General features: G+C 47.4%; 17 protein-coding genes and 2 pseudogenes. 12 read left to right on the plus strand and 7 right to left on the minus strand.

What is annotated here, in order from left to right:
* Window positions 1-117: 117 nt before the first annotated feature.
* Window positions 118-2,559, plus strand: coding sequence for a zinc-dependent metalloprotease (locus MRY86_RS02115; RefSeq protein WP_293564575.1), 2,442 nt, complete (start codon window positions 118-120; stop codon window positions 2,557-2,559).
* Window positions 2,560-3,126: 567 nt separating this feature from the next.
* A complete protein-coding gene (locus tag MRY86_RS02120; RefSeq protein ID WP_293570991.1) occupies window positions 3,127-5,523 on the plus strand; it encodes a M12 family metallo-peptidase in 2,397 nt (798 codons plus the stop codon).
* Window positions 5,524-5,623: 100 nt separating this feature from the next.
* Here the strand turns inward: MRY86_RS02120 and MRY86_RS02125 are convergent, their stop codons facing one another.
* The 3 genes and pseudogenes from MRY86_RS02125 to MRY86_RS27125 form a co-directional block, all read right to left on the minus strand.
* Entirely contained in the window at window positions 5,624-6,718 is a 1,095-nt protein-coding gene (locus tag MRY86_RS02125; protein WP_293567773.1) for an alkaline phosphatase, read from the minus strand.
* A 238-nt stretch (window positions 6,719-6,956) separates the two neighbouring features.
* Window positions 6,957-8,294 carry an argininosuccinate lyase gene (gene argH, locus MRY86_RS02130; RefSeq protein WP_293567775.1) on the minus strand — a complete coding sequence of 446 codons (1,338 nt, stop codon included), beginning with the start codon at window positions 8,292-8,294 and terminating at the stop codon, window positions 6,957-6,959.
* Between the two features lie 171 nt (window positions 8,295-8,465).
* Window positions 8,466-8,798 (minus strand): annotated as a pseudogene (locus MRY86_RS27125) (erythromycin esterase family protein); the annotation flags it as partial.
* 436 nt (window positions 8,799-9,234) lie between these two features.
* Between MRY86_RS27125 and MRY86_RS02135 the strand changes: the two are divergent.
* From MRY86_RS02135 to MRY86_RS02170, 8 genes are all read left to right on the plus strand, one after another.
* Window positions 9,235-9,702 (plus strand): GNAT family N-acetyltransferase, encoded by a 468-nt coding sequence (locus tag MRY86_RS02135; RefSeq protein ID WP_293567777.1) that lies wholly within the window; start codon window positions 9,235-9,237, stop codon window positions 9,700-9,702.
* Window positions 9,699-9,986 (plus strand): hypothetical protein, encoded by a 288-nt coding sequence (locus tag MRY86_RS02140; RefSeq protein ID WP_293567779.1) that lies wholly within the window; start codon window positions 9,699-9,701, stop codon window positions 9,984-9,986. The genes MRY86_RS02135 and MRY86_RS02140 overlap by 4 nt, the downstream gene beginning before the upstream one ends.
* Before the next feature lie 210 nt (window positions 9,987-10,196).
* Window positions 10,197-11,546: an ATP-binding protein gene (locus MRY86_RS02145; RefSeq protein ID WP_293567781.1), complete on the plus strand. Its 1,350-nt coding sequence runs from the start codon at window positions 10,197-10,199 to the stop codon at window positions 11,544-11,546.
* On the plus strand, window positions 11,530-12,150 hold the full coding sequence (locus tag MRY86_RS02150) for an RloB family protein (protein ID WP_293567783.1): 621 nt from the start codon (window positions 11,530-11,532) through the stop codon (window positions 12,148-12,150). Before MRY86_RS02145 ends, MRY86_RS02150 begins: the two co-directional genes overlap by 17 nt.
* Before the next feature lie 89 nt (window positions 12,151-12,239).
* Window positions 12,240-13,715 carry a S41 family peptidase gene (locus MRY86_RS02155; RefSeq protein WP_293567785.1) on the plus strand — a complete coding sequence of 492 codons (1,476 nt, stop codon included), beginning with the start codon at window positions 12,240-12,242 and terminating at the stop codon, window positions 13,713-13,715.
* A gap of 116 nt (window positions 13,716-13,831) precedes the next feature.
* Entirely contained in the window at window positions 13,832-14,626 is a 795-nt protein-coding gene (locus MRY86_RS02160; RefSeq protein WP_293567787.1) for a LytTR family transcriptional regulator DNA-binding domain-containing protein, read from the plus strand.
* A gap of 98 nt (window positions 14,627-14,724) precedes the next feature.
* A complete protein-coding gene (locus MRY86_RS02165) occupies window positions 14,725-15,876 on the plus strand; it encodes a serine hydrolase domain-containing protein (protein ID WP_293567788.1) in 1,152 nt (383 codons plus the stop codon).
* Window positions 15,877-15,879: 3 nt separating this feature from the next.
* Window positions 15,880-16,596, plus strand: coding sequence for a hypothetical protein (locus tag MRY86_RS02170; RefSeq protein WP_293567790.1), 717 nt, complete (start codon window positions 15,880-15,882; stop codon window positions 16,594-16,596).
* Between the two features lie 362 nt (window positions 16,597-16,958).
* Here the strand turns inward: MRY86_RS02170 and MRY86_RS02175 are convergent, their stop codons facing one another.
* From MRY86_RS02175 to MRY86_RS02190, 4 genes are all read right to left on the minus strand, one after another.
* Window positions 16,959-17,870, minus strand: a complete 912-nt coding sequence (locus tag MRY86_RS02175) for a helix-turn-helix transcriptional regulator (RefSeq protein WP_293567792.1) — start codon at window positions 17,868-17,870, stop codon at window positions 16,959-16,961.
* A 52-nt stretch (window positions 17,871-17,922) separates the two neighbouring features.
* Entirely contained in the window at window positions 17,923-18,744 is an 822-nt protein-coding gene (locus MRY86_RS02180) for an SDR family oxidoreductase (RefSeq protein ID WP_293567794.1), read from the minus strand.
* A gap of 157 nt (window positions 18,745-18,901) precedes the next feature.
* Window positions 18,902-19,771, minus strand: coding sequence for a DJ-1/PfpI family protein (locus tag MRY86_RS02185; RefSeq protein WP_293567796.1), 870 nt, complete (start codon window positions 19,769-19,771; stop codon window positions 18,902-18,904).
* Between the two features lie 213 nt (window positions 19,772-19,984).
* Complete coding sequence (locus MRY86_RS02190; RefSeq protein WP_293567798.1) at window positions 19,985-20,773, minus strand: nuclear transport factor 2 family protein; 789 nt, start codon at window positions 20,771-20,773, stop codon at window positions 19,985-19,987.
* 232 nt (window positions 20,774-21,005) lie between these two features.
* Here MRY86_RS02190 and MRY86_RS02195 point away from each other — a divergent pair, with 232 nt between their 5' ends.
* Both MRY86_RS02195 and MRY86_RS02200 read left to right on the plus strand, forming a co-directional pair.
* Window positions 21,006-21,443, plus strand: a complete 438-nt coding sequence (locus MRY86_RS02195; protein ID WP_293567800.1) for a helix-turn-helix domain-containing protein — start codon at window positions 21,006-21,008, stop codon at window positions 21,441-21,443.
* Window positions 21,444-21,505: 62 nt separating this feature from the next.
* Window positions 21,506-21,688 (plus strand): annotated as a pseudogene (locus MRY86_RS02200) (hypothetical protein); the annotation flags it as partial.

The raw sequence follows: 21,688 nt of genomic DNA on the forward strand, positions 1-21,688 counted from the left end.
TAATGATGCAAACACTCACCTGCTGACAATGAAAGCTTTGTCAGCAAACGGGAGTGGTGTGCCCCAACAACTGATTGAGAACAAGAACCGATTGTTAACCAAAAACCGTTTTACACCATGAGATTCCCACTTACGTTGCTGGCGCTGCTGGCATCACTGCTTGCCTTTGCGCAACAAGGCCTCAAACCCATTGACTTGATAAACACCGCTAAAAACGAACGTACAACATTTGAAAAGCTTGAATTATTTACCTCCGCTCAACAATCTGATTACGTACCTGCACGGCAGCTCGATGCCAATGACTTTACCTTACTCGAACTCGACGAAGAACCCCTTTCTGCTTTGGTGCATCTAAAACCCGACGCCATTGAGCTGTCGCTACCTGCCAAAGGCCGGTCCGGATCTATTGACCTGGAGATGGTCCGCGTCAATCCGCTTAGCTCTGGCTTTGTGGCAATTGCAGCTTCTACAAAGCGGCCGGTCAAAGTACCACAGGGGGCGCACTACCGGGGAGTCGTCAAAGGGTCGCCGGGCTCGGTCGTCGCCCTAAGTTTCTTTGAAGACGAGGTCATGGGTCTGATCAGTACCCCCGGGCAGGGCAACCTTGTGCTCGGAAAAAACCAGGAAGCCCGCTCCCCTCAGGAGTACATCTTGTATAATGACCACAATGCGCTCCGCGAAATGCCTTTCGACTGCGCTACCTCTGACGATGCGCCGGATTACCGCCCGGAGCAACTGGAGCCGGTAGTGGGCGAACGCGGCCCTGGCGATTGTGTACAGATCTACCTGGAGATTGATTATGATGTCGTGCAAAGCAAAGGCGGTGTGGCCGGAGCAACCAACTACATCACCGGCTTATTCAATCAGGTAGCTACTTTATACGCCAACGAAACCGTCAACATCCGCCTGTCCGAGATGCTGCTTTGGGACCAGATCAGCCCTTACAATGGCAGCAACAGCTTTGTCGTTCTCACTCAGTTTGTCAATGAGCGCCCCACTTTCAACGGCGACCTTGCCCAACTGATCAGCTATCAGGCTTCCGGCGGCATCGCTTATCTGTCTGGCTTGTGCAATGAATACTCGCCCCGCCACGGGTTTAGTAGTATCAATGCAACTTACGCTGCCGTACCCACCTATTCCTTTTCGGTAATGGTGGTCGCGCACGAGCTTGGGCATTCCTTTGGCGCCCGTCATACCCACGCCTGCGCCTGGAACGGCAACAATACGGCTATCGATGATTGTGCAGGGTATACGGAAGGGAACTGCGCCTCCCCGGGTTGGCCCTCCGATGGCGGCACGATGATGAGCTACTGCCACCTGCGCAACGTGGGCATCAACTTCAGCAAAGGCTTTGGCTTTCAGCCCGGTAACGTCTTGCGCAACGCCGTAGCTGATGCGGCATGCCTGCAAGCCTGCTCTACAGATGGCGGAGGCGGAGATGTTGACACCTGCGCCGGACAGGAAATCGCTCTGGAGATTGTCCTTGATGCTTATGGCATTGAAACCACCTGGGAAATCAGGGACACCAGTGGCGAACTGCAATACAGCGGCGGCCCCTACCCCAATTCCACCAACGGCACAGCAATCAACGAAAGCCTCTGCCTCAAGGAAGGATGCTATGTATTCGAAATCCGGGACACCTACGGCGATGGCATCTGCTGCGACTACGGTGATGGCTATTACGCCCTTACAGACACAAGTGGCCTGCTGCTGGCTACAGGCGGGGAATACGGCACCGGAGAAGAGGTCAATTTCTGCCTCCCCGCTGAACAACCGGAGCCTGGAGACAACAATTGCCTGCCCATCGACTTTTCGGATTACGAAATCCTGTCCTTCGGCGGGCCACAGGATGCGGGTTCTCACAATCTGCTCGATGACGGTGAGGTACTCCGCATTCAAAACAACGCCTGGAAAGCCATAGAAGTCAACTATGAGGTGACGCCAAATACCGTTATCGAACTGGACTTTGGCTCTACCCGTCAGGGAGAAATACATGGCATTGGCTTTGACGAAAACAACAGCATATCCTCCAATCGCCTGATCCGGTTATACGGTATTCAAAACTGGGGTTATGGCAACTACGACAACTATCCCGGAGGAGCAATCTGGAAAAAATACGTCATCCCGATTGGTGAATTTTATACCGGGGAATTCCAGTACCTGTTCTTCACCGCTGACCATGACCGCCCGCCCCGCAATGGCAATTCCTACTTCCGCAACATCATTATTTATGAGGGAGACGACTGCTCAGGCGGCAATGGATTGGGCACCCCTCTGGCAGCCTTGGAAGAAAATGCGCCAGCTGCGGCACTAAGCCTGTACCCCAATCCTGTAGCGGATTTGCTCACGCTGCAGCTTGATCGGCCACAATTGGAGCAAGCGAGGGTGGAAGTCTATGCCCTGACGGGGCAGCGGATGCCGATCGGTACACAAGTGTGGATGCCCGGTACCGTGCAACAGCAAATCAACGTCAGCCAACTGCCAGCCGGCACCTACGTCGTGCGGGTTCAGGCCGGGCAGCAATATTGGACAGAAAAATTTACCGTTTCCAGGTATTAACGCAGAGGCAGCTGTATAAGGCTGTAAAGACACGGCATTAATTGTGTGAATTTCGAGCGCTGGGGCAACGGAGCCACAGCGCTCTTTTTTATTTATCAAAAATGCCGTTTTTTTTGCTTATACATTAATTTTCACTACATTTATCCCCATCGAGACAGAACAAACCTCTTGTTTTCCACTAACACTCCAAACAATTAAGAGCCACACACCACCCTGGTTATATCCATTTATTGGGAGCCCGAAAATTTGAATAGGCTCAAAGCCAATCTGGATTAACATTTGCCAGAACAAATACACCTGTACTCCTAACAGGTGTCTTCACCCGCATGGCACTAAAGTGCCGAAAAACAATTGGATAGTAACGCTTACTTTGAATCATTTATAAGCTTTGGATCGCAGAATATGACCTGTTAAAGGTTATGCTCCGGACAGTAGTTCCTTTACAGTCTTTCTGAAGCTATACCTCTTTTTCTGCTGCCGCAATTATGTATTGGCCAGCAGTGGTTTTTGTATGCCCTTAAGGCTGCTTCTTCATTCGGAAATTCTTTTTAACCATTAATAATTAGTATGAAAACTCTACTTACAACAATCTCCTGTTTCCTTGCCCTGTCCCTCTTTGGGCAAGGCATCCTAAAGCCCGCCGAGCTCGTTCAGGCGGAGAAAAGCAAGGGCATGCCCTTCCAAACGGTAACGGCCTTCGACCAATCTGAAGGACGGGCAAACCTTGGGGACGAAGCCCCTGAGCAATATGATCTGCTTGAAATGCGTGACGAGGTGGTACAGCAACTCCATGCCGAGCAGCCAGATCGCATCACTTTTGCCTTACCCTCGACCCACCGCAGCGAGCTCGCTATTGAGCTGGTCAAAGTGGACCTCTTTACCGACGACTTCCAGGTTACGGACAGTCAGACCGAGTCTGCCGCGAATGTGGACTACGGCGTGCACTACCGTGGCATTATCAAAGGGGAATCCGGTTCAATAGCTTCCCTGAGTGTCTTCGAAGATGGGATCATGGGGCTGTTCAGCCCGGCAAGAGGGGGCAACCTCGTCCTTGGCCAGTTGGAAGGCAAGCGCGATGAAACCCGCTACATCCTGTACAACGATAAGGATGTGCTGGAGCGCATGGCTTACGATTGCGGCACGCCCGACGATGGCGAAGGCTACACCCGGGAGGAATTGCAGCCACAGGCTGGCACACGGGCACTTAGCGACTGCGTGCGCTTTTACTACGAGGTAGATTATGATATCTTCCAAAACAAAGGTGGTACACAAGGCGCGACCAACTACGTAACGGGCATTGCCAATGAGGTGGCGACACTCTATGCCAATGAGAACATTAACACCGTAGTTTCAGAAATCTTTGTCTGGAGCTCCACCAGTCCTTACTCCAGCTCCTCAAGCTCAGGCATGCTGTCCGACTTCCAGAGCTACCGCAATGGCGTGAACGGCGACCTGGGGCACTTGCTTTCCTACCAGGCAAGCGGAGGTATTGCAGCTGGTTTCTCCGGGCTTTGCAACAGCAATCCTGATAACAGCTTATGTTTTTCCTCTATCAATTCTTCGTATTCACAGGTGCCGACTTACTCTTTCACGATTATGGTGACTACGCACGAGTTCGGGCACCTGTTCGGGTCCCGCCATACCCACGCCTGTGTCTGGAATGGCAATAACACCGCTATCGATGGCTGTGCCGGATCAACAGAGGGCTCTTGCGCCCTGCCAGGTTATCCCAGCAATGGGGGTACAATCATGAGTTACTGCCATGTACAAAACGTCGGTATCAACTTCAACCTCGGCTTCGGGCCACAGCCTGGCAACGTTATCCGCAACCGCGTGTCCAATGCCTCCTGCCTGCAGGCCTGCGATGGAGGTGGTGGCAATCCTACCTGCAATGATAATGAGCTTACGCTCACCATCAACCTCGACAACTACCCTGGCGAAACCACCTGGAGCGTGGTCAACAGCAGCGGCACAACAGTAGCCAGCGGTGGGCCATACAGCGGTGCAGGGTCTACCGCCACGGAAGACATCTGCCTGCCGAATGGCTGCTATGACTTCACCATCTTCGACAGCTACGGCGATGGTATCTGCTGTGCTTACGGCAATGGCTCGTACAGCCTCACCGATGGCAGTACGGTACTGGCTTCCGGAGGCAGCTTCGCCAGTAGCGAGACGACCAACTTCTGCGTAGGCAGCACCCCTCCTCCGCCCCCTCCCAGCTACTGTGGCTCAGAAGGCAGCAACAGCAACTTCGAATGGATTCAGCGGATACAGTTTGGCAGCATCAACAACAACTCCGGCAACGACGGTGGCTATGGGGACTACACCAACCTTTCCACCGCACTCACGCCCGGAGGCTCTGTTTCCGTCACACTGGTGCCTAGCTTCTCCAGCTCTACCTATACTGAATACTGGCGCCTGTGGATTGATTACAACCGTGATGGCGACTTTTCGGACGCCGGAGAGCAGATCGGACAGGGAAGTGGCACAGGCACTTTATCCGGTACCTTGAGCGTATCTCCCAGTGCAACACCAGGCACCACACGCATGCGGGTAGCCATGAAGTACAACGCCTACTCTACTCCATGTGAGACCTTCTCCTACGGGGAGGTGGAAGATTATACCGTCACCATTGGCACTGCGCTCCCGGGTGAAAATGGCATCGCAGTAGGAAATGTCACCGGCCTGGAAAGCAATGACCTGACCAAAGGCGCTGGCTTCCGCATCTTCCCCAACCCGGCGAAGGACCTGGTCAATCTGCAGTACCGTGCCGCAACTGAGGGCAAAGTGGAAATCGAACTGCTCGACCTGATGGGCCGCACGCTGCAGGCATTCACGGATCAGGCAGTAAGTGGTTCCAATGCTTTTCAGCTGGAAACCAATCAACTTCCGGAAGGCACCTACCTTATCCGGCTAACCCAAAACGACCAACAGCATGTGGAACGAGCGGTCATCAGCCGATAGTGAGGTGTAACGGTCTCGATAAATTGTCTCGATAAAATAGCAGTGCCCGGTATAGCTTGTAAGCCGTACCGGGCACTTTTTCGTCCGCAATTAGCCGTTTTTACCAGCGCAGGGCTTGCAGCATCAAGCCGAAAATATCATTGTTCTGATAAATGCCCATAAACTTAGCTGCACCGGGGCCGTAGGCATACACCGGAATGAGCGTAGCGGAGTGCCCACCAGTGCTGAAGGTAGGGTTGATATGCTCGTAAGTCCGCTGCATACGCACTTCAGCGGCAGAAAGCGACATCCCGCCTGTTTCATGATCTGCGGTAACAATCACCAGGGTATTCCCATCCCTTTCTGCAAAGTCCAGCGCCGCATCAATCGCTTTATCGAAGTCTTTCACTTCCTCAATGATGTAATCGCCATCATTCGCATGGCCGCCCCAGTCAATCTGTGAGCCCTCTACCATCAGGAAAAAACCATCTTTGTCCTGAGAAAGGAAATCAATAGCCATGGCAGTGGCTTCAGGAAGAAAATCGCCACGGCCTTCTGACATTTTCGGCATACCGTCAGAAGCCAGTAGGTAGCCATACTTTTTGCTATAGTCCCAGGCTGCAGGCTTGGCAAGAGCCGTGGTATCCACAAGGTAACCGTAAGTTTTCAGAGAATCCAGGTAGTTTTTGCCATCCTTACGGCGGGCGAAGAACTCAATGCCCCCCCCCGCAAAGAAGTCAACAGGCGCCGTGGATAGCTGGGCCGCTATTTCATCTGCCATGCCACGGTCTTCAACGTGCGCGAAAAAGGAAGCGGGCGTAGCGTGCGTGATCGAAGAAGTGGCAATGACACCCGTAGCCTGCCCCCGGGCTGCGGCCATTTCGAGTATGGTCTCCCTGGCGATGGTGTCCTGATCAACCCCAATGGCACTGTTGTAGGATTTGTAGCCAGTTGAGAATGCGGTAGCGCCCGCCGCAGAGTCCGTGATTTTAGCATCTGTAGGCTCATTCTGGTGCAACCCTATATGCTGAAAACGGGTAAAGCTCGGCGTTTTATCCTGGTAGTAAAAAGCAGTGGACATCTGCGTAAGCCCCATGCCGTCCCCAATCAGGAGGATGACATTTTTTGGCTTTTTACGGATGGCCATTTGCTGGTAGCTGTTGTTGCAGCTCTGTACCACGAGGATAGTGGCGAGGAGGAAGAGTAGCTTTTTCATATCGCGTAATGCAGTTTTCGGCAAAGGTAAGGTTTTGATGTTGTTTAAAAGTTAACTTTGTACATCGACTCGGATGGGCTGCCCAAGGGCCATTCCGTAATCAAAAGCTTAAAAAACCATAACCGATGAGCCAAACCATTTTTCAACTCAAAATCACGCTGATGGGCTCCCCAGAGCACACGTCCGCTTAGTTGAGTAGTACAAAAATGCAGCAGACGCTTACGGCGAACTATTTTGATTAACCTTTTTGTACCAATTGCCGGATGGCTTTTTCAACCTGCTCAAAGGGGAAGCCCTGAACCGTCCGCTCCCACTTCGCCCGGATTTCCGGCAGGCATAAATTCCCAATACTGCCTTCGTGCGTGTGTTTCAGATCACGAGGTGGCTCAAAGCGGCCATTAGCAATCTGTCCGCCCACAATCTGGTAGGCTTCCCGGAAGGGCTTGCCTTCGAGTACCAGCTGATTGACCGCTTCCACGCTAAAGAGGTAGCGGTAGCGCTCGTCTTCCAGCAGCCGCTGAGCCGGGCGGGCGTGGGGCAAAGCATAGTTGAGAATGCTCAGGCACTGCTTGAGCTGCTGTAGGGCAGGGAAAATCGCCTCCTTTAATAACTGAAAATCGCGGTGGTAGCCGGAGGGCAGCCCGGCCGTCAGTTGGCTGATCTGCACCGGCAGGGCCTGCAGGCTGTTGCAGCGGGCGCGCAGCAGCTCGAAGACATCCGGGTTTTTCTTGTGGGGCATGATGCTGGAGCCGGTGGTGAGCTCATCCGGGAAGGATAAAAAGGCGAAATTCTGACTGACATAAAGCACCACGTCGGCAGCGAGCTTGCCCAGGGTAGCCGCAGTGCCCGCGATGCCATAGCTGAGCTGCTGTTCGGATTTGCCACGCCCCATTTGAGCGTGGACGACGTTGTAGCTCAGGTCCTCAAAGCCCAACAGTTCTGTAGTCATGCTGCGGTCGAGCGGGAAAGAGGCCCCATAGCCCGCCGCCGAGCCCAGCGGATTGTGGTTGATGGTCTGGTAAATGCTCTGCCACAGCCGCAGGTCGTCCACCAGGCTTTCCGCGTAAGCGCTAAACCACAGCCCAAAGCTGGAGGGCATGGCGGCTTGGTAGTGGGTGTAGCCGGGCAGCAGTGTGTCTTTATGCTGTTCGGCAAGCTGCAAAAGGGTTTGAAAAAGCTCTCCCATGAGTTGGGTGACCTCCTCTATCTCCGAGCGGAAGAAAAGCCGCAGGTCCACCAGCACCTGATCGTTACGGGAGCGGCCCGCATGTATTTTCTTGCCGATATCGCCTAGCTCCTCAGTCAGCATATATTCCACCTGTGAGTGAATATCTTCCATGCCTGCCTCCACAGTCATGCCCTCTTCGTTTGCCTTTCTATACAGTCGGAGCAGTGCGGCTTGCAGCTGGGTCAACTCCTCTTCGGTAATCAGCCCGATTTTGGTGAGCATTTGCACATGCGCCAGAGAGCCCAGGATATCCCAGGGCGCCAGGTAGGCATCGAGTTCCCGGTCCTGCCCTACGGTGAAGGCTTCAATTTGCTGGTCGAGGGTGTAGGATTTTTGCCAGAGTTTCATAATTGCTGTTTGTTCTAAGCCCACCTACGGCAGTTAATGAACTAAAAATGGCTAATTTAATGTTTCCTGTTTATTAGCAATAGAAACTTAGGAGATGAAAGAGCTTACGCTGAAAATACCAGACCCGTTGCCCCCCTGCATCGGGTGGAAGCCCATTCCGAGTTTAGAAATTCAAAAAGGAGTAATAGGGTTCGTTTTATCGATATAGATAATACCATCAAAATTTGTTGATATATTGATCGGATAAAATTGAATCCCTATGGCAACCGCTCCTATACTTCGATATGTTAATCTGGAATTAAGCCAATTAGCGTTTGCTGAATGGGCTGGATTTTTCACCTCAAAAAAAAAGGCAGATTGACCAACTTGATTTAAACAGTTCTCGATACTTCCAGGCTCTGAATCGAGCAATGGATTTTTTAGTGACAGCCTCCCATTTTTCATTGCGGCACACGCTCCGGTGTTTAAGAGGAAACCGATGGAAAAGAATCGATCGGAGTAATGCTTTTGTAGATACCCCCGCGGGGCACGAGTATAGTGTACACTCCCAAAAAATCATTAACCTTTCACGACCTACCTCACCACTATAACATACCTACTATTATTGAGGCAGTACAGCCCGCCGCACAATCCAAATGTATTAGCATATGGTTCCCAATAAGTCTAAGAGATGCTATGTTAGCATCTCTTAGCAGGCGCGTGAAAATCCGTATATTAATGACGTTAGAGCGATTACAAAAAAGAACATAAAGCGGGCAATGCTAAAAAAACCAAAAAAGTTGTTCTGAATGAGCAAGGTTATACGGTATAGCTGAAAAGGGCTGCATGGTTAATTGCGGGCTCTCTAGGGAGCCTAAAGAATGGATTGGCGGATATAATCTGCTACTGAAAAGCGTACCTGATGGAAGAGGTGTTCATCGTCTGACTAAAATAGAGCCATATGAATATCGTTAGGTTAAGAAAAGCATCTAGTAAAGATAAAGCCATCGTGGTTGGCTTTTATAACAGCATTGAGCAAGAGGAGCCGTTCAGCTTAAAACGGGAAAAAAAGATTGCCAACGCGATATTGGATGAGGCCTGCTTTATCATTTTGGCGAACAGAAAAGCGATAGGGTTTGTGATTTTTGATTACCGCTTTTTCGATCAGGGGTGGATAGAGCTAATAATCCTGGACGAAGCCTATAGAGGGAAAGGCATTGGCGGGAAAGTATTTGATCTTCTGGGGGAGCAATGTAAGGCGGGGAAGTTGTTCACTTCTACCAATCGGTCCAATACCCGAATGCAGAAAGCACTTGCCAAAGCCGGTTTCTCTTTTGCCGGTCAGCTGACTGGGCTGGATGAGGGGGACCCTGAGCTTTTTTACTACCGCCTAATAAAGGAAGAGAACCAATCAACGGAGCAATCATGACGGTAAGGGCACTACGGCAAGCGGAATCGGGCTTCTTAGCGGACATGCTTTATGAGGCGATTTTTATTCCGGAAGGGCACGACTTGCTGCCCAAAGCAGTCATTAAGGACCCATCCCTGTCTATTGCTTCAGAATACCTTAAATTAGGCGTGGAATACTTGTCGTTGAGTGTCGATAAGGCCAACCCTGCGGTGAATTTGTACCAACGGCTGGGGTATGCGGTTGCCGGAGAGACGGCAACTTCACTGACGATGAGGAAAAGGTTGAAAGGTCCGCTGCGGTGAGTATAGACAGGCTTGTGAGTTTAGCATTTAACCACCGTAGCTTTTGGGCATAATCGAATGAAAACAGGAATATCGGTCTGGTTTGTAGGCAATCTATTGATTGGTGTGAAAAAACCACGCCATTTAAACAAATAATTCGATTTAATGGATTTAATCTGATAGATAAAGTATATTGCGTGAAAAATTCACGCTATGATAATTAGGTTCATTGTGGAAAATCTGTTTTCTTTTGGTGAAAGAAGAGAGTTTAACTTGCTTCCAAGTCCAAGGTATTCAAGATTATCGCATCATAAGTACTCTTTAAACAGCTTCGATTTTTTGAAGTTATCAGTTTTTTATGGTGCAAACGGGTCAGGTAAATCGAATCTTATCAAGTCAATTGCTTATCTAAAGGATATAGTCTTAGAAGAAGAAATTCCACCTCGTTTTCAACAGCATAAGTTTAAATTTCACAATGAACTCAAAGAAGTGGAAGTCTTGCTTGGTATTGAATTTATTAGCGAAGGGACCCCTTTTATTTATGCTTTGAAATTTAACGAAGGAATCATTCTTCACGAAGAACTATATATATCAGGATTGGGCGTTAAGGATGACGTTCTGATTTTTGAAAGAGAAACAAATCAGGATGGGCATATCAGTACCAAGTTCTCTGAAGATTTCGAGAAGGATACCGAAAGCAAAATACTTCAAAAAGTTATCGAGAAAAATTTAAGTAAACCAGACAGGCCGCTATTGAAGCTCTTGTCTACGCTAGATAGTCCATTTTTAGAAGATTTAGGGAAAGCGTATAGGTGGTTCGAGCGGACAATCCAAATTATTACACCTTTATCGAAGCCTGCTGCATTAGCACAAAGAATTGATACTAACGACAATTTTCGTGAATACGCCAATGATACAATGTGTGCATTTCATACTGGAATTAAAAATCTCAAAACTGAAAAGAAGTCTCTGGTTGAGTTTTTCGGGCAAGACAACATTGGTGAACTCGATGAATTGATTAGAGAGTTAGATGATTCTTCTAAAAAAATGATAGGCTTGCCAACCAGAATGGGCGAAGAAATTTTACTCGTGAAAGAAGGTTCTGAAGTCTTTGTAAAGCGGCTAAGGCTGGAACACCAAGGTCTAAACAAAAAGACAGCATTTTTCTATATTAATGAAGAATCTGATGGGACTGTACGATTACTGGACTATATACCAGCATTCCAGGATATCGTAAATAAAGAAAAAGTGTATATAGTTGATGAAATTGAGAGAAGCATCCACCCTCTTTTAATAAAAGAACTGATAAGGAAATTCTCTAGTGACTCTAATACAAAAGGGCAATTGATCTTTAGCACTCATGAATCAAATTTGCTTGATCAGGAAATATTTAGGCAAGACGAAATTTGGTTCGTAGAAAAGGACAAAAATGGGAGCACCGACCTGTATCCTTTGAGTGAGTTCAAAGAACATCATACCAAAAATATCAGGAAAGGGTATTTAAACGGCAGATATGGAGGGATTCCATTTTTAAGTAATCTGCAGGACTTAAATTGGAATAAATATGCCATTGCTGAATAAGAGAGAATACGAAAAGAAAATGCCTTGGAGAGACGCAACAATTTTCATTATAGTCTGTGAAGGTAGCCACAAAGAACCCGAATACTTCAATTTCTTTCATTTGTTGACGAAGAGCATAAAGGTGATAGCGGTTCCAAGTAGCGAAGGCAGAAGCTCGCCAACTCATTTAATACCTAATGCACATCAGGCAATAGAAAAGCATAATTCAGATGATGGGGATTTTGAATTATGGTTCGTAATTGATGTAGATCAATGGAAGGGTCAAATACACGAATTGCAGCAAGAGGCTTTGCAAAAGGGCTGGAATGTAGCTATTTCAAATCCTTGTTTTGAAGTATGGCTCAATGATCACTTTGAATCCTCCCTGCCACCTGCGGAAAATGAAGAAAGCTGTAAAAGTTGGAAGGCTCACGTACATCAACAACATGGAGGTTTCGATCACACTAAACATCAGACTTATCTTGCAAGAGCGATTGAAAATGCACGTGCCAAATTCAGTGAAAATGGGTACATTCCCGACATAGGAAAAACACAGGTGTTCAGACTTGGCGAAAGAATTTTTAAATTGACAGAAGGGGAGCTTAAGAAATACTATAATGTATAAAATAACTGCCGAAAAATGGCTGGAATGCAATATCCCTCGTTTCCGGGCTTCTGAATTTAGGCTGGCCGGTTGTAATTAATCAAACACCAATGAAAAGCATTTCTAAAGTCATCATCATCTGTTGTCTTACACTCCAAACTGCGGGCGCCCAGGATTTCGGCGATTTTCCCAAGATTGAGAAAGAAAAGCTATTAGGTGACCTGGAAATACTGTATCAGGGGCTGGACAAATTCCACTCCGGCATGTATTGGTACACGCCCAAAGACAGCGTGGACAGGGCTTTTGCAGACGTCAGAAGGAAAATCACGAAGGATTTAAATGTCCTTGAGTTTCACAAGCTGATCGCGCCGTTGGTGGCCCTTTCCCGGGAAGACCATACGGATATCTTTCGCCCTGCGATCGTGAAGGAAAAAATAAACAGCGAAGTAAGGTTGCTGCCCTTAAGCGTGGTCTTCCTGGGTAAACAACTCTACTGCGTTAAGAACGGCTCCGACTTTGAAGCCTTTGCGCTCGAAGGCCAACCCATCGAATCCATTAATGGAGAAACGCCGGAGCATATAGTAGGCAACATTGGCAATCTCTTTGCTTCCGATGGGTTTATCAAAGCCGTTAAGTACAGTGACCTGGAAGGGTTGAGCTTTTCGGTGTACCACTTCTACTACTACGGGCAGGTGGATCAGTTTGAGATTAAGTTCAAGGGCATTAGCGAGCCCGTAACCCTTCAACCGCTGACCATAAAGGCGATTACCCGGCACCTGAACGACAGGTATGGCAAGCCCAAAAACACAGAGGAGGAGGTGTTGGAATACAAAATACTCAATGACTCGGTAGCCTATCTGGGCATTCATACTTTTGGCAATGGTGAAATAAGAGCGCATTCAAAAGAAAAGAAGCTGAGCGTTTTCCTGAGGAACAGTTTTAAATCCATAAGGGAAAATGATATTCAAACCCTCATCGTAGATGTAAGTAAAAACACCGGCGGGTCGGAAGGCAATGAAGGGTTGCTGTATTCCTACTTCGGCGACAACTATCAGAAATACAAAAAGGTGAGGGTAAAGGCCCAAAAGGCGGTGTTGGATAATGGAACGGACAAGCCCATTACCCTAAAGGCATTCGGCTTTTTTGAACGGCTGCTGACCAACCGGAAAATGGAGGATGGCTCCTTGGAAAGGAGAGCGGCACCCGGCAAAGGGCTGATGGCCTATAAGAAGGAGCCGGATTACAAATTCAGGGGCAAAACCTACGTCCTGATCAGCCCGGTCACCTATTCCGGGGGCAGCGAATTCAGCAACATGATGTACAGTCAGGGTTTAGCCACTTTTGTAGGGCAGGAAACCGGTGGGGGCTACTACGGGAATACAAGTGGCTACGGCAGAGCATTGGTATTGCCACATTCAAAGATCAAGGTGTCTGTCCCGGCTTTGCAGTTTGTGATGAATGTGAAGCCTAAGCTCCCCTTCGGCAGAGGGGTCATTCCCCATCATGAAGTCATACCCACTTTTGACGCGTATGCAAATGGGGAAAATGCCTACTTGAACCATGTATTAGAGCGATTGGAAAATTAAACACAATCAGCTTGCAGCGTGAGTGTTTATGTGGGGCAAAATCCCGGTAGGCCCAAACCCTTGCAGGGTAATAAAACCATACACTAAAAACCAATTTTAAAATCATCCGATCTGAGATGCCCCTGGATTTAACATCAGCAGCAAATAGACTTAGAGATCTTTATTACCCTAGGCTCTACCCTATAATCCTTGGTTTTTTATCCGGATTTTCTGTATTCTACTTTCTGTATACATTCGGAGCGTATGGCATTCAAAAAGGTTTATCTTATTCAGGCCATTCTCATCTTTTTCGAAGTATTAGCTTCGGGCTGTTAACCTTTGCGTATCTGACTGTTTTTGAAGCCTGGCTCAAGCCAAAATTGAATATTTCCCAGCTTAGCCATACAATGCTTTGGTACCTGAGTCTAGTGCTTTTAGGAAGCCAACTCATATTTCTCCTATTTAACTTCTTTTGGAACTGGCAAGAGTGGAATCCGGAAGCCTACTGGCTGATTATGAAGGAGTTCCCCTTGATGGTGGTACTGCCGCTCTCCATTTATTTTGTACTAAAAAGAATTTTAGCTCCCCAAAAGCCAAATGCCCCCTACTTTACTTTTCAATCTAAAAACGGGAAAGACCAATTAAGAATTAACCCACATTACTTTCTCTATGCCAGCTCTTCGGAAAACTATATCACAGTGGTATACACTTCAGACGGACAGCGCAAACAGCATCTCATCCGCAAGCCGCTCAAAGCTTTGGAACAAGAGCTGAAAGTTTACCCGGAAGTAGAAAGAACGCATAGAAGTTATCTGGTCAATAGCCGCAACATAGAAGCCGTAAAGCAATTCAAAGGGAAAGTTACACTTGAGGTTAATGGAAGTAATATACCCGTATCCAAACAATATCAGCATCATTTTCTCAAGGGCTGATTTTTTTCGTCACATATAGGCGTTTTTTATCCCAAAACCGACTTTCCGCTCGCTAAATCAGGTTTTTAGCCTTCACCTTTGCCGGAAAGGAAAACCCGATGAAAAAGCTATTCCTGTTATTCTGTGCATCCGGGGTTATTACCCTTACAGGATGTCAGCCAAGAGAAAACCGGCCGTCTGATGGAGCAATTTCGACTGCGGCCCAGCGGATTGATTCCCTTTTTAGGAATCATTTTGAACAAGACCTGTTTCATGGTGGCGTGGTAATCGCGTACCACGGGGAGACGATCTATGAAAACTATTTGGGCCTGGCCGATAGAAGTTGGGGTATTCCCTTCGATAGAGAAGTAAAGCTCGATATCGCTTCCGTAAATAAATCAATGATTGCGGCTTTAGCTTTAAAAGCGGTGGAAGAAGGGCGGCTGAAGCTTGACGATCAATTAGTGGAGCTGCTTTCCGGGTTTACCTACCAAGGTCATTTTAACCCGGACATCACCTTGCACCACTTACTGAGCCATAGTGCGGGTTTAGCTGATTATGACGGGATCAGCGAAGCCTTGCGGCAGGAGAATTACTTGAAATTCAAACGCTCGCGATTTACTGATGAAGCCTATGTCGATTTTATCAGCCAACTTGCCCCGGTTGCAGAACCAGGAAAGCAATTTCATTACAGCAATTTTGCCTATCATTTGGTAGCGATCATACTGGCCGATACCTACTCTAAACCTTTTGCGGAGGTCCTCGAAGAAAAGCTCACCGTTCCTCTGGGCCTGAAAAACACCGTATCAGAGGGGCTCAATGAACGCGTGATCCCTAAATTAGCCCAGGCTTACACGTATCAGGTATCCACAGGGCAATGGCTCGAAAACCCATTCCTGGATCTAAGCCTGAGCAGGAGAATATTTTCCACAGCTGCTGACCTAAACCGCTGGGCGCAGGTGATGAACAACCCCGGTTGGTTGTCAGAAAATTCTTTAAAGTTGATACAAAAAAACCACCTTGCCGGCATCAGCGAAGACTTCACCTATGGCTATGGCTGGGTCATTATTGATAAAGAAAACAAAAGTGCGATGGGCGATTTAGGGATTGCCAGGCCCTATATTATTCATGGAGGCAGGACGGACGGCTATAAATCCATGCTCATCAATGTAAATCAGGGAGCGTATGTAATCAGCTTTTTAAGTAATGTGGGAAACCAAACGGACGAAATGCAACTTGCTCAAAAAATTGTAAACCTCTTAATAAAGTAAATAATGGAAAAAGGATTGAATACCTTGCTTGTGGGCGCATTGATGCTCGTATCGTTTTACACCTATGCCCAACCAGAAAGGATGATAGGCCTCTGGGAAGTAGAGAAGGTTGCAGTTGGAGAAGAAAACATGACGCCTGTGGCAAAGTGGTTTAGAATAAACGCTGAGGGCACTTACCAGGCTGGAAATGGTTGGCTGCAAAACGGAAATGGTTTTTGGAATTATGACTCCTCTAATCATCTCTACACCGCCTCAGACCCCTTAGATGTGGCAGACGAGTTCGGAGGCTTTAACGTATCGTTTGATGGGGCAAAAATGATGTGGGAAAGAGCAGAAGAAGGGATGCCCGTAACCGTTACATTAGTACCTGTTGAAAAGCTGCCCATGTCGCCTGCCGACTACCTTGAAGGTATTTGGGATTTAGTAGAAATCACGGAAAATGAAACCTCCATTTTAGACGATTTCGACCAAGAGAATAAACACAAACTATTCATTCGGTGGGATAGAGTTTATATCAACTTCAGTTCAGAAGGAAAGAGACTGACCGGGTACTGGCATATCCACGGACACAAACCTGAAATCACCTTGCTACCTCACCAGGAGGGCAAAAAACCCGAAAGCTGGAAAATAGAAGTGAATGAGAAGGAATTGTTGATGACAGGCATTTCCGATACCAACCGTAAGATTCAACGGAAATATGTGAGGCGGAATAAATTTTAAGCCAAAGGAAACTCAGCGTAACAGCGCAATACATTTTATCGAAATCTTATTAATTGTGCCAGCACCTCCGTGAAATCTGTCAGGACAAAGCGAGCGATCTTTGGTTTGGCAAGAATGTATGTGGAGACACGCTGCACTATTTCAGGGTACAGCGGGGGCAGAGTAACCGGGATAGCGGAGGATGGCGACTGGTTTCGGGCGCAATAAATACGACGGGCCCCCCTTCACAGTATTCAAAGAAGAAGACGGGCTACTAAATAGGGAATTTGGTCTATGTATACCAATTCCGGGTGCGTCATCTGGATCGGGCACAATGAAGGGCTTAGCCGTTTTGATGGAACGAAAATTCAAGTCGCGGTTGCTTAATTCAAGTTTCTGAATTCACTTGGGCTAAAACCGGTTTTTGACTTAAATAAGTTGCTAAAGTGCTGAGGATATTCAAACCCCAGAGCATACCCAATTTCACTGATGGAGTGATTAGAACTTAAGAGAATATTTTTCGCTTTTTCAATGACAAAAAGGTGTATATGTTCCTGAGCAGTCTTTCCGGTTTCTTTCTTCAAAAGGTCGCTCAGATAGTTGGCAGAGAAGTTTAATTTTTTTGCCAGGTACTGGACATTCGGCATGCCTGAGTCATGCACTTGATCTGTTTGATAATAAGCTTTTAAAAGCCGCTCAAATTTTGAGACGATGTCGGTGTTGAGGTTGGTTCGGGTATAAAACTGACGGTCGTAGAACCGGGTACAATAATCCAGCAAGAGTTCGATGTTGGATATAATCAGGTTCTGACTGTGCTTATCCAAATTTTGGCTGTATTCCTTCACTATTTTATCCAGCAGACCCTCTATCGTATCTAATTCTTCCTCTGACAGGTGAAGGGCTTCATTGACATCGTAATTGAAAAATGAATACCCATCTATTTTAGCGGATAGGGGGGATTTCCTGATTAAATCCGGGTGAAAGGCCAATATCCAACCTTTGGGGTCATCCTCTGATTCCGGCATTTCGCCATCGGACACCGTAACCTGGCCGGGCGCAGTGAAAACCAAGGTTCCTTCTTCATAATCGTAGGAGTTTTTGCCGTACAACAAATTGCCGCACCCTGGTTGCTTCAGCGTAACCTGATAAAGATTGTTGATGACTTTCACCCCATTAAAATCGAATTGGGCGTCAAAATCTTTAGTTAGCACTACCGTAACCAAAGGATGCTTTGGCGAGGGTAGCCCCATAGCCTGATGCGCCTGAGCAATTGAATTTATTTCATAGTAATCCATACGGTCACTTTTTGTACGGTTCAAACATACGAGCATATTTGTAGTGCGGGATTTACATCCCCATCATCTGTTTTTGCATAGCGAAGAATTCCTCATCAGACATCTTGTCTCTTGCCCCCAGCAATTGCTCGCAATCTGCACCCGCTCTGTAGCGTAGTTGGTCCGAACCATCGGTTGCCGCTTCAAAAATAACTTCAGCAATCTGCTCAGGCTGCGTCATCGTTTCAGGATTCATAGCTTGTGCCATGGCAGCCATAAAAGTATTTACGAATGCATTGTATTCGCTGAGCTCCTGATTATGCTGCATATCCAGGGACCGGCCTCCAAAATCAGTGGCAACGCCTCCCGGCTCAATTATCTTCACCTTTACACCAATTTGTGCCATTTCCCATCGCAAGGATTCAGAGAAACCCTCCACAGCCCACTTGGTGGAATGATACAAAGGCATTAACGGATACGTCATTCTTCCGCCAACTGAAGAAATGTTGATAAACATTCCGTCTTTGTTTGCTCTAAAGTGCGGCAATGCTTGCTGCGTTACATCGAATAGCCCCTGCACGTTCACACCAAACTGTCGAATGATGCTTTCACGGCTCGCAGATTCGAAGGTGCCCATGAGCCCGTACCCGGCATTATTGAGCACCACATCAATATTGCCAAATTGCTCAATGCCTTCCTTAATGGCGCTTTTTATGGTGTCTAATTCCAATACATCGAGTTGGGTAACAAGTGTATGGTCAAGTGCCTTAAGTTCAGTTTCTTTTTCGGGCGAACGCATGGTGGCGATCACATTCCACCCCTTTGCCTGAAATAACCTGGCAGTAGCTCTTCCGATTCCAGAGCTTGCTCCGGTAATTAAAATGGTCTTATTCATGTTTGTTTAATTTAAGGTAATTTCTGACCGAGAGGAAAGAAATGGACTCAAGAATTAATAGCCCTAAAATAATAAACTGTATTCCCATTGCTTTCTGGGCAGCGATGTAAGTTCCCAACTGCCTGAGAACTTCTGTTTTTGGTGAATTGAAGGGCTGTTAACGAACCTGCAATTCTTTAAAAAGGGCGGCAACCGTTATCTTCCCCAGCTCATCACAAGCCTTGGGGCTATCTCCAGAAATGAGCTTCCTGTCGACGTGAGTGGCTCCCGTTATTTTATCGTTGATTACTTCAATGCCCTCTTTTTCTAAAGCTTCGCACTGAAACCAGGTCAACTGCCCGGGCAGATAGCCCAGTGAAGGTGACTGCTTATCGAATTTATCCGGGAAAGCCGCCATTTTATACCCTTTATAAGGATTGGGGGCATTGCTGTTGTCTTTTGCTATCATAGCAGCAGGCCCATGACAAACGGCAACAAGGTACCGGTCAGAGGTTTCTACCCAGCGGAGCAGTTTGCCAACATTTTCATCGTCCGGTAGCCCGACCATAGAGCCGTGCCCACCTGGCAGAAAAAGAGCGATGTAATCCGAATCCCCTTTTAATGCATTGCCTGCAACGAGCGCTTTTAGGGAGAGAGGGGTGTCGAATTTGGTTTGATGTTCTTCCCGGAATGCCAGTACTGCCTTGTCCTTTATGGGTACCGACCACTCTTCAAGGATAGCCGGTTTACCGGTTGAAGTGACTACGTCAAAACTAAATCCTCCATTGACGAGATGCATTAATGGAACCATAGTTTCCTGCACATTATTTCCTGTGGAAAAGAGCTTTCCATTGGCCATTTCAAAGTAACGCTCTTCGGTGCACAGCACTAAAATCTTCTTTTTTCCTTTATACTTCCTGCCCTCAAAATCGGTCGCTTTGTAACCGCTTACTTTGTCTACACCAAACTTTCTTCCCATTGGGGAGGGGATATAGCCGGGACCATTTTTTTCTTTAGTGGGTGCTATTCCGAGTACTTTCCTGATCATTGCGTTTTGTTTTTTACTGTTGTTCCGCAAATATCAGTTGAGCAAAGGGAGGGCATTAAATGATTTCCCGGAAAGGCTAAATGAAATTACGGAAAGTGGTGCAGCCGGTATCTTGCAAGTTGGGCAAAGACGCCAGCCCCAATAGTCACCAAGGTACCCATTGAGGCCGGAGCCGTCACACAACGTTAGGAAAAGTACAGAAAAGCTCCTCCGTTAGTCGTTTTTGAACCCAAACATCCCATTATCATTCGCCAAACCCTCGGTGGGGATGGGCTGAATGACATCCCAATGCTCTACGACTTTATCGTTCTCAATTCGAAATAAGTCATAGAAGACATTGCTGGTGTTATTCCATCGTCCCTCACTTACCGTCAAAACAAAATTCCCTTCACCCAGTACTTTGTGTATTTTGGTGTACTGAAACATGTTATTCCGGGCAGTTAGATATTCGACTGCTTCTACAATACCCTGCAATCCGTCTTTGATGTCTGGGTTATGCTGATGGTAAGTTTCAGCACTGATGTAGTCAGTAATTTTGTTTGGATTTTTGCCCATCAATACATCTTCAACGAGGGATACTGCCAGGGCTTTGTTCGCTTCGGTTTTATCCAAATCCTCAACCGTTGTGGGACCGTCCGTTTGCGTTCTCCCGCTGGCCGTTTCTGTAACTAATGGGGTCATAGCATCCCAGTGTTCGGCTACCTTGCCATGTTCATCCAACCGGATGATATCAAAGGAGACCATCTCGTCTGCCCCAAAGGGCTTGGCATTCCGCCAGATGTTGTGCATGAACACGTACTGGCCGTCCTGGAACATCCGGATATTCTCGGCAGTCGTGCCATTTTCCTGCAGGACCGGCAGCATTTGAATGAAAGGCTCGAGCCCGGTGGGGATGAATGGGTTGTGCTGAATGTAATCGGCATTGGCCAGTTCCCGCATCGTCGCCGGGTCATTTTGTAAAACGGCGCCAAGGAAAGTGCCTACTGTTGCTTTGGTACTCATGGTTGAAGGTTTTGCATTAGCGTGATCAGATGAAGCAGCCGTTGGAGACTGCGCTGTTGAATGGCTGCAGCAGGCCAAAATGCCCGACAGCAGTAGAAGAGGTATTGCTTTTTTCATTGCTTAAAGTTTATTACTTTTGTTATGCAAGCAAAATTACACTTTAGCTTTCAAATTGCAAGCAAAAACAGAATTACTTTTATTTTAAAAGCAATATTTAACAGGAGCTTAACATATGCCACAGGATTTCAGATGCAACTGCCCGTTTACTTCAGCCCTCGACATCTTAGGGGACAAGTGGATGCTGGTGATTGTAAAGCAGATGCTGGTCGAAGGCAAGGAGACCTTCAAGGACTTTACGGAAAGTGAGGAGGCCATTGCGACCAATATCCTTTCCACTAAACTCAAGCTATTGGAGGAGGTGGGGATCATCATCAAGACCAAACGGCCGGGCAACAAAAAGACCAACCTCTATCTTCTAACGGATATGGGGCTAGCCCTGACTCCCATACTCGTGGAGCTGGCCTCTTGGAGCGACCGCTATCTCAGGGGCCTGAACCCGTCTATTGTGGATGGGGAAGCTATGGAGTCGATGCGCAGGGATAAAGCTGCATTCGCGAGTGCGTTGGAGCAGAACTACCGGGCAAAGCTGGCTTCAATGGTGTATGAATAACGGTTGAAACAAAGTAATTCAAATCATTTGAGTTTTATCCAATTTGTTCTTATCTTGCCTGCATGATACGGCGCGATATACTCTGGAAAGGCATTATTGAAGATTTAGCAGAAGACTTTTTGCATTTCTTTTTCTCCAAATACATTGACCAGATAGACTTTAGCAGGGGGCTGGAGTTTTTGGATAAGGATTTGGAGCGGATTATGCCGGAAGCGGATACCAAACGGCGGCATGCGGATAAACTG

It is taken from the genome of Phaeodactylibacter sp. (assembly GCF_022763345.1).
Lineage (GTDB): Bacteria > Bacteroidota > Bacteroidia > Chitinophagales > Saprospiraceae > Phaeodactylibacter.

Excerpts from the sequence above, each read along its gene's own strand:
- MRY86_RS02115 (WP_293564575.1), top strand. The coding sequence starts at position 118 with ATGAGATTCCCACTTACGTTGCTGGCGCTGCTGGCATCACTGCTTGCC.
- MRY86_RS02120 (WP_293570991.1), top strand. The coding sequence starts at position 3,127 with ATGAAAACTCTACTTACAACAATCTCCTGTTTCCTTGCCCTGTCCCTC.
- MRY86_RS02125 (WP_293567773.1), bottom strand. The coding sequence starts at position 6,718 with ATGAAAAAGCTACTCTTCCTCCTCGCCACTATCCTCGTGGTACAGAGC.
- argH (WP_293567775.1), bottom strand. The coding sequence starts at position 8,294 with ATGAAACTCTGGCAAAAATCCTACACCCTCGACCAGCAAATTGAAGCC.
- MRY86_RS02135 (WP_293567777.1), top strand. The coding sequence starts at position 9,235 with ATGAATATCGTTAGGTTAAGAAAAGCATCTAGTAAAGATAAAGCCATC.
- MRY86_RS02140 (WP_293567779.1), top strand. The coding sequence starts at position 9,699 with ATGACGGTAAGGGCACTACGGCAAGCGGAATCGGGCTTCTTAGCGGAC.
- MRY86_RS02150 (WP_293567783.1), top strand. The coding sequence starts at position 11,530 with ATGCCATTGCTGAATAAGAGAGAATACGAAAAGAAAATGCCTTGGAGA.
- MRY86_RS02155 (WP_293567785.1), top strand. The coding sequence starts at position 12,240 with ATGAAAAGCATTTCTAAAGTCATCATCATCTGTTGTCTTACACTCCAA.
- MRY86_RS02160 (WP_293567787.1), top strand. The coding sequence starts at position 13,832 with ATGCCCCTGGATTTAACATCAGCAGCAAATAGACTTAGAGATCTTTAT.
- MRY86_RS02165 (WP_293567788.1), top strand. The coding sequence starts at position 14,725 with ATGAAAAAGCTATTCCTGTTATTCTGTGCATCCGGGGTTATTACCCTT.
- MRY86_RS02170 (WP_293567790.1), top strand. The coding sequence starts at position 15,880 with ATGGAAAAAGGATTGAATACCTTGCTTGTGGGCGCATTGATGCTCGTA.
- MRY86_RS02175 (WP_293567792.1), bottom strand. The coding sequence starts at position 17,870 with ATGGATTACTATGAAATAAATTCAATTGCTCAGGCGCATCAGGCTATG.
- MRY86_RS02180 (WP_293567794.1), bottom strand. The coding sequence starts at position 18,744 with ATGAATAAGACCATTTTAATTACCGGAGCAAGCTCTGGAATCGGAAGA.
- MRY86_RS02185 (WP_293567796.1), bottom strand. The coding sequence starts at position 19,771 with ATGATCAGGAAAGTACTCGGAATAGCACCCACTAAAGAAAAAAATGGT.
- MRY86_RS02190 (WP_293567798.1), bottom strand. The coding sequence starts at position 20,773 with ATGAGTACCAAAGCAACAGTAGGCACTTTCCTTGGCGCCGTTTTACAA.
- MRY86_RS02195 (WP_293567800.1), top strand. The coding sequence starts at position 21,006 with ATGCCACAGGATTTCAGATGCAACTGCCCGTTTACTTCAGCCCTCGAC.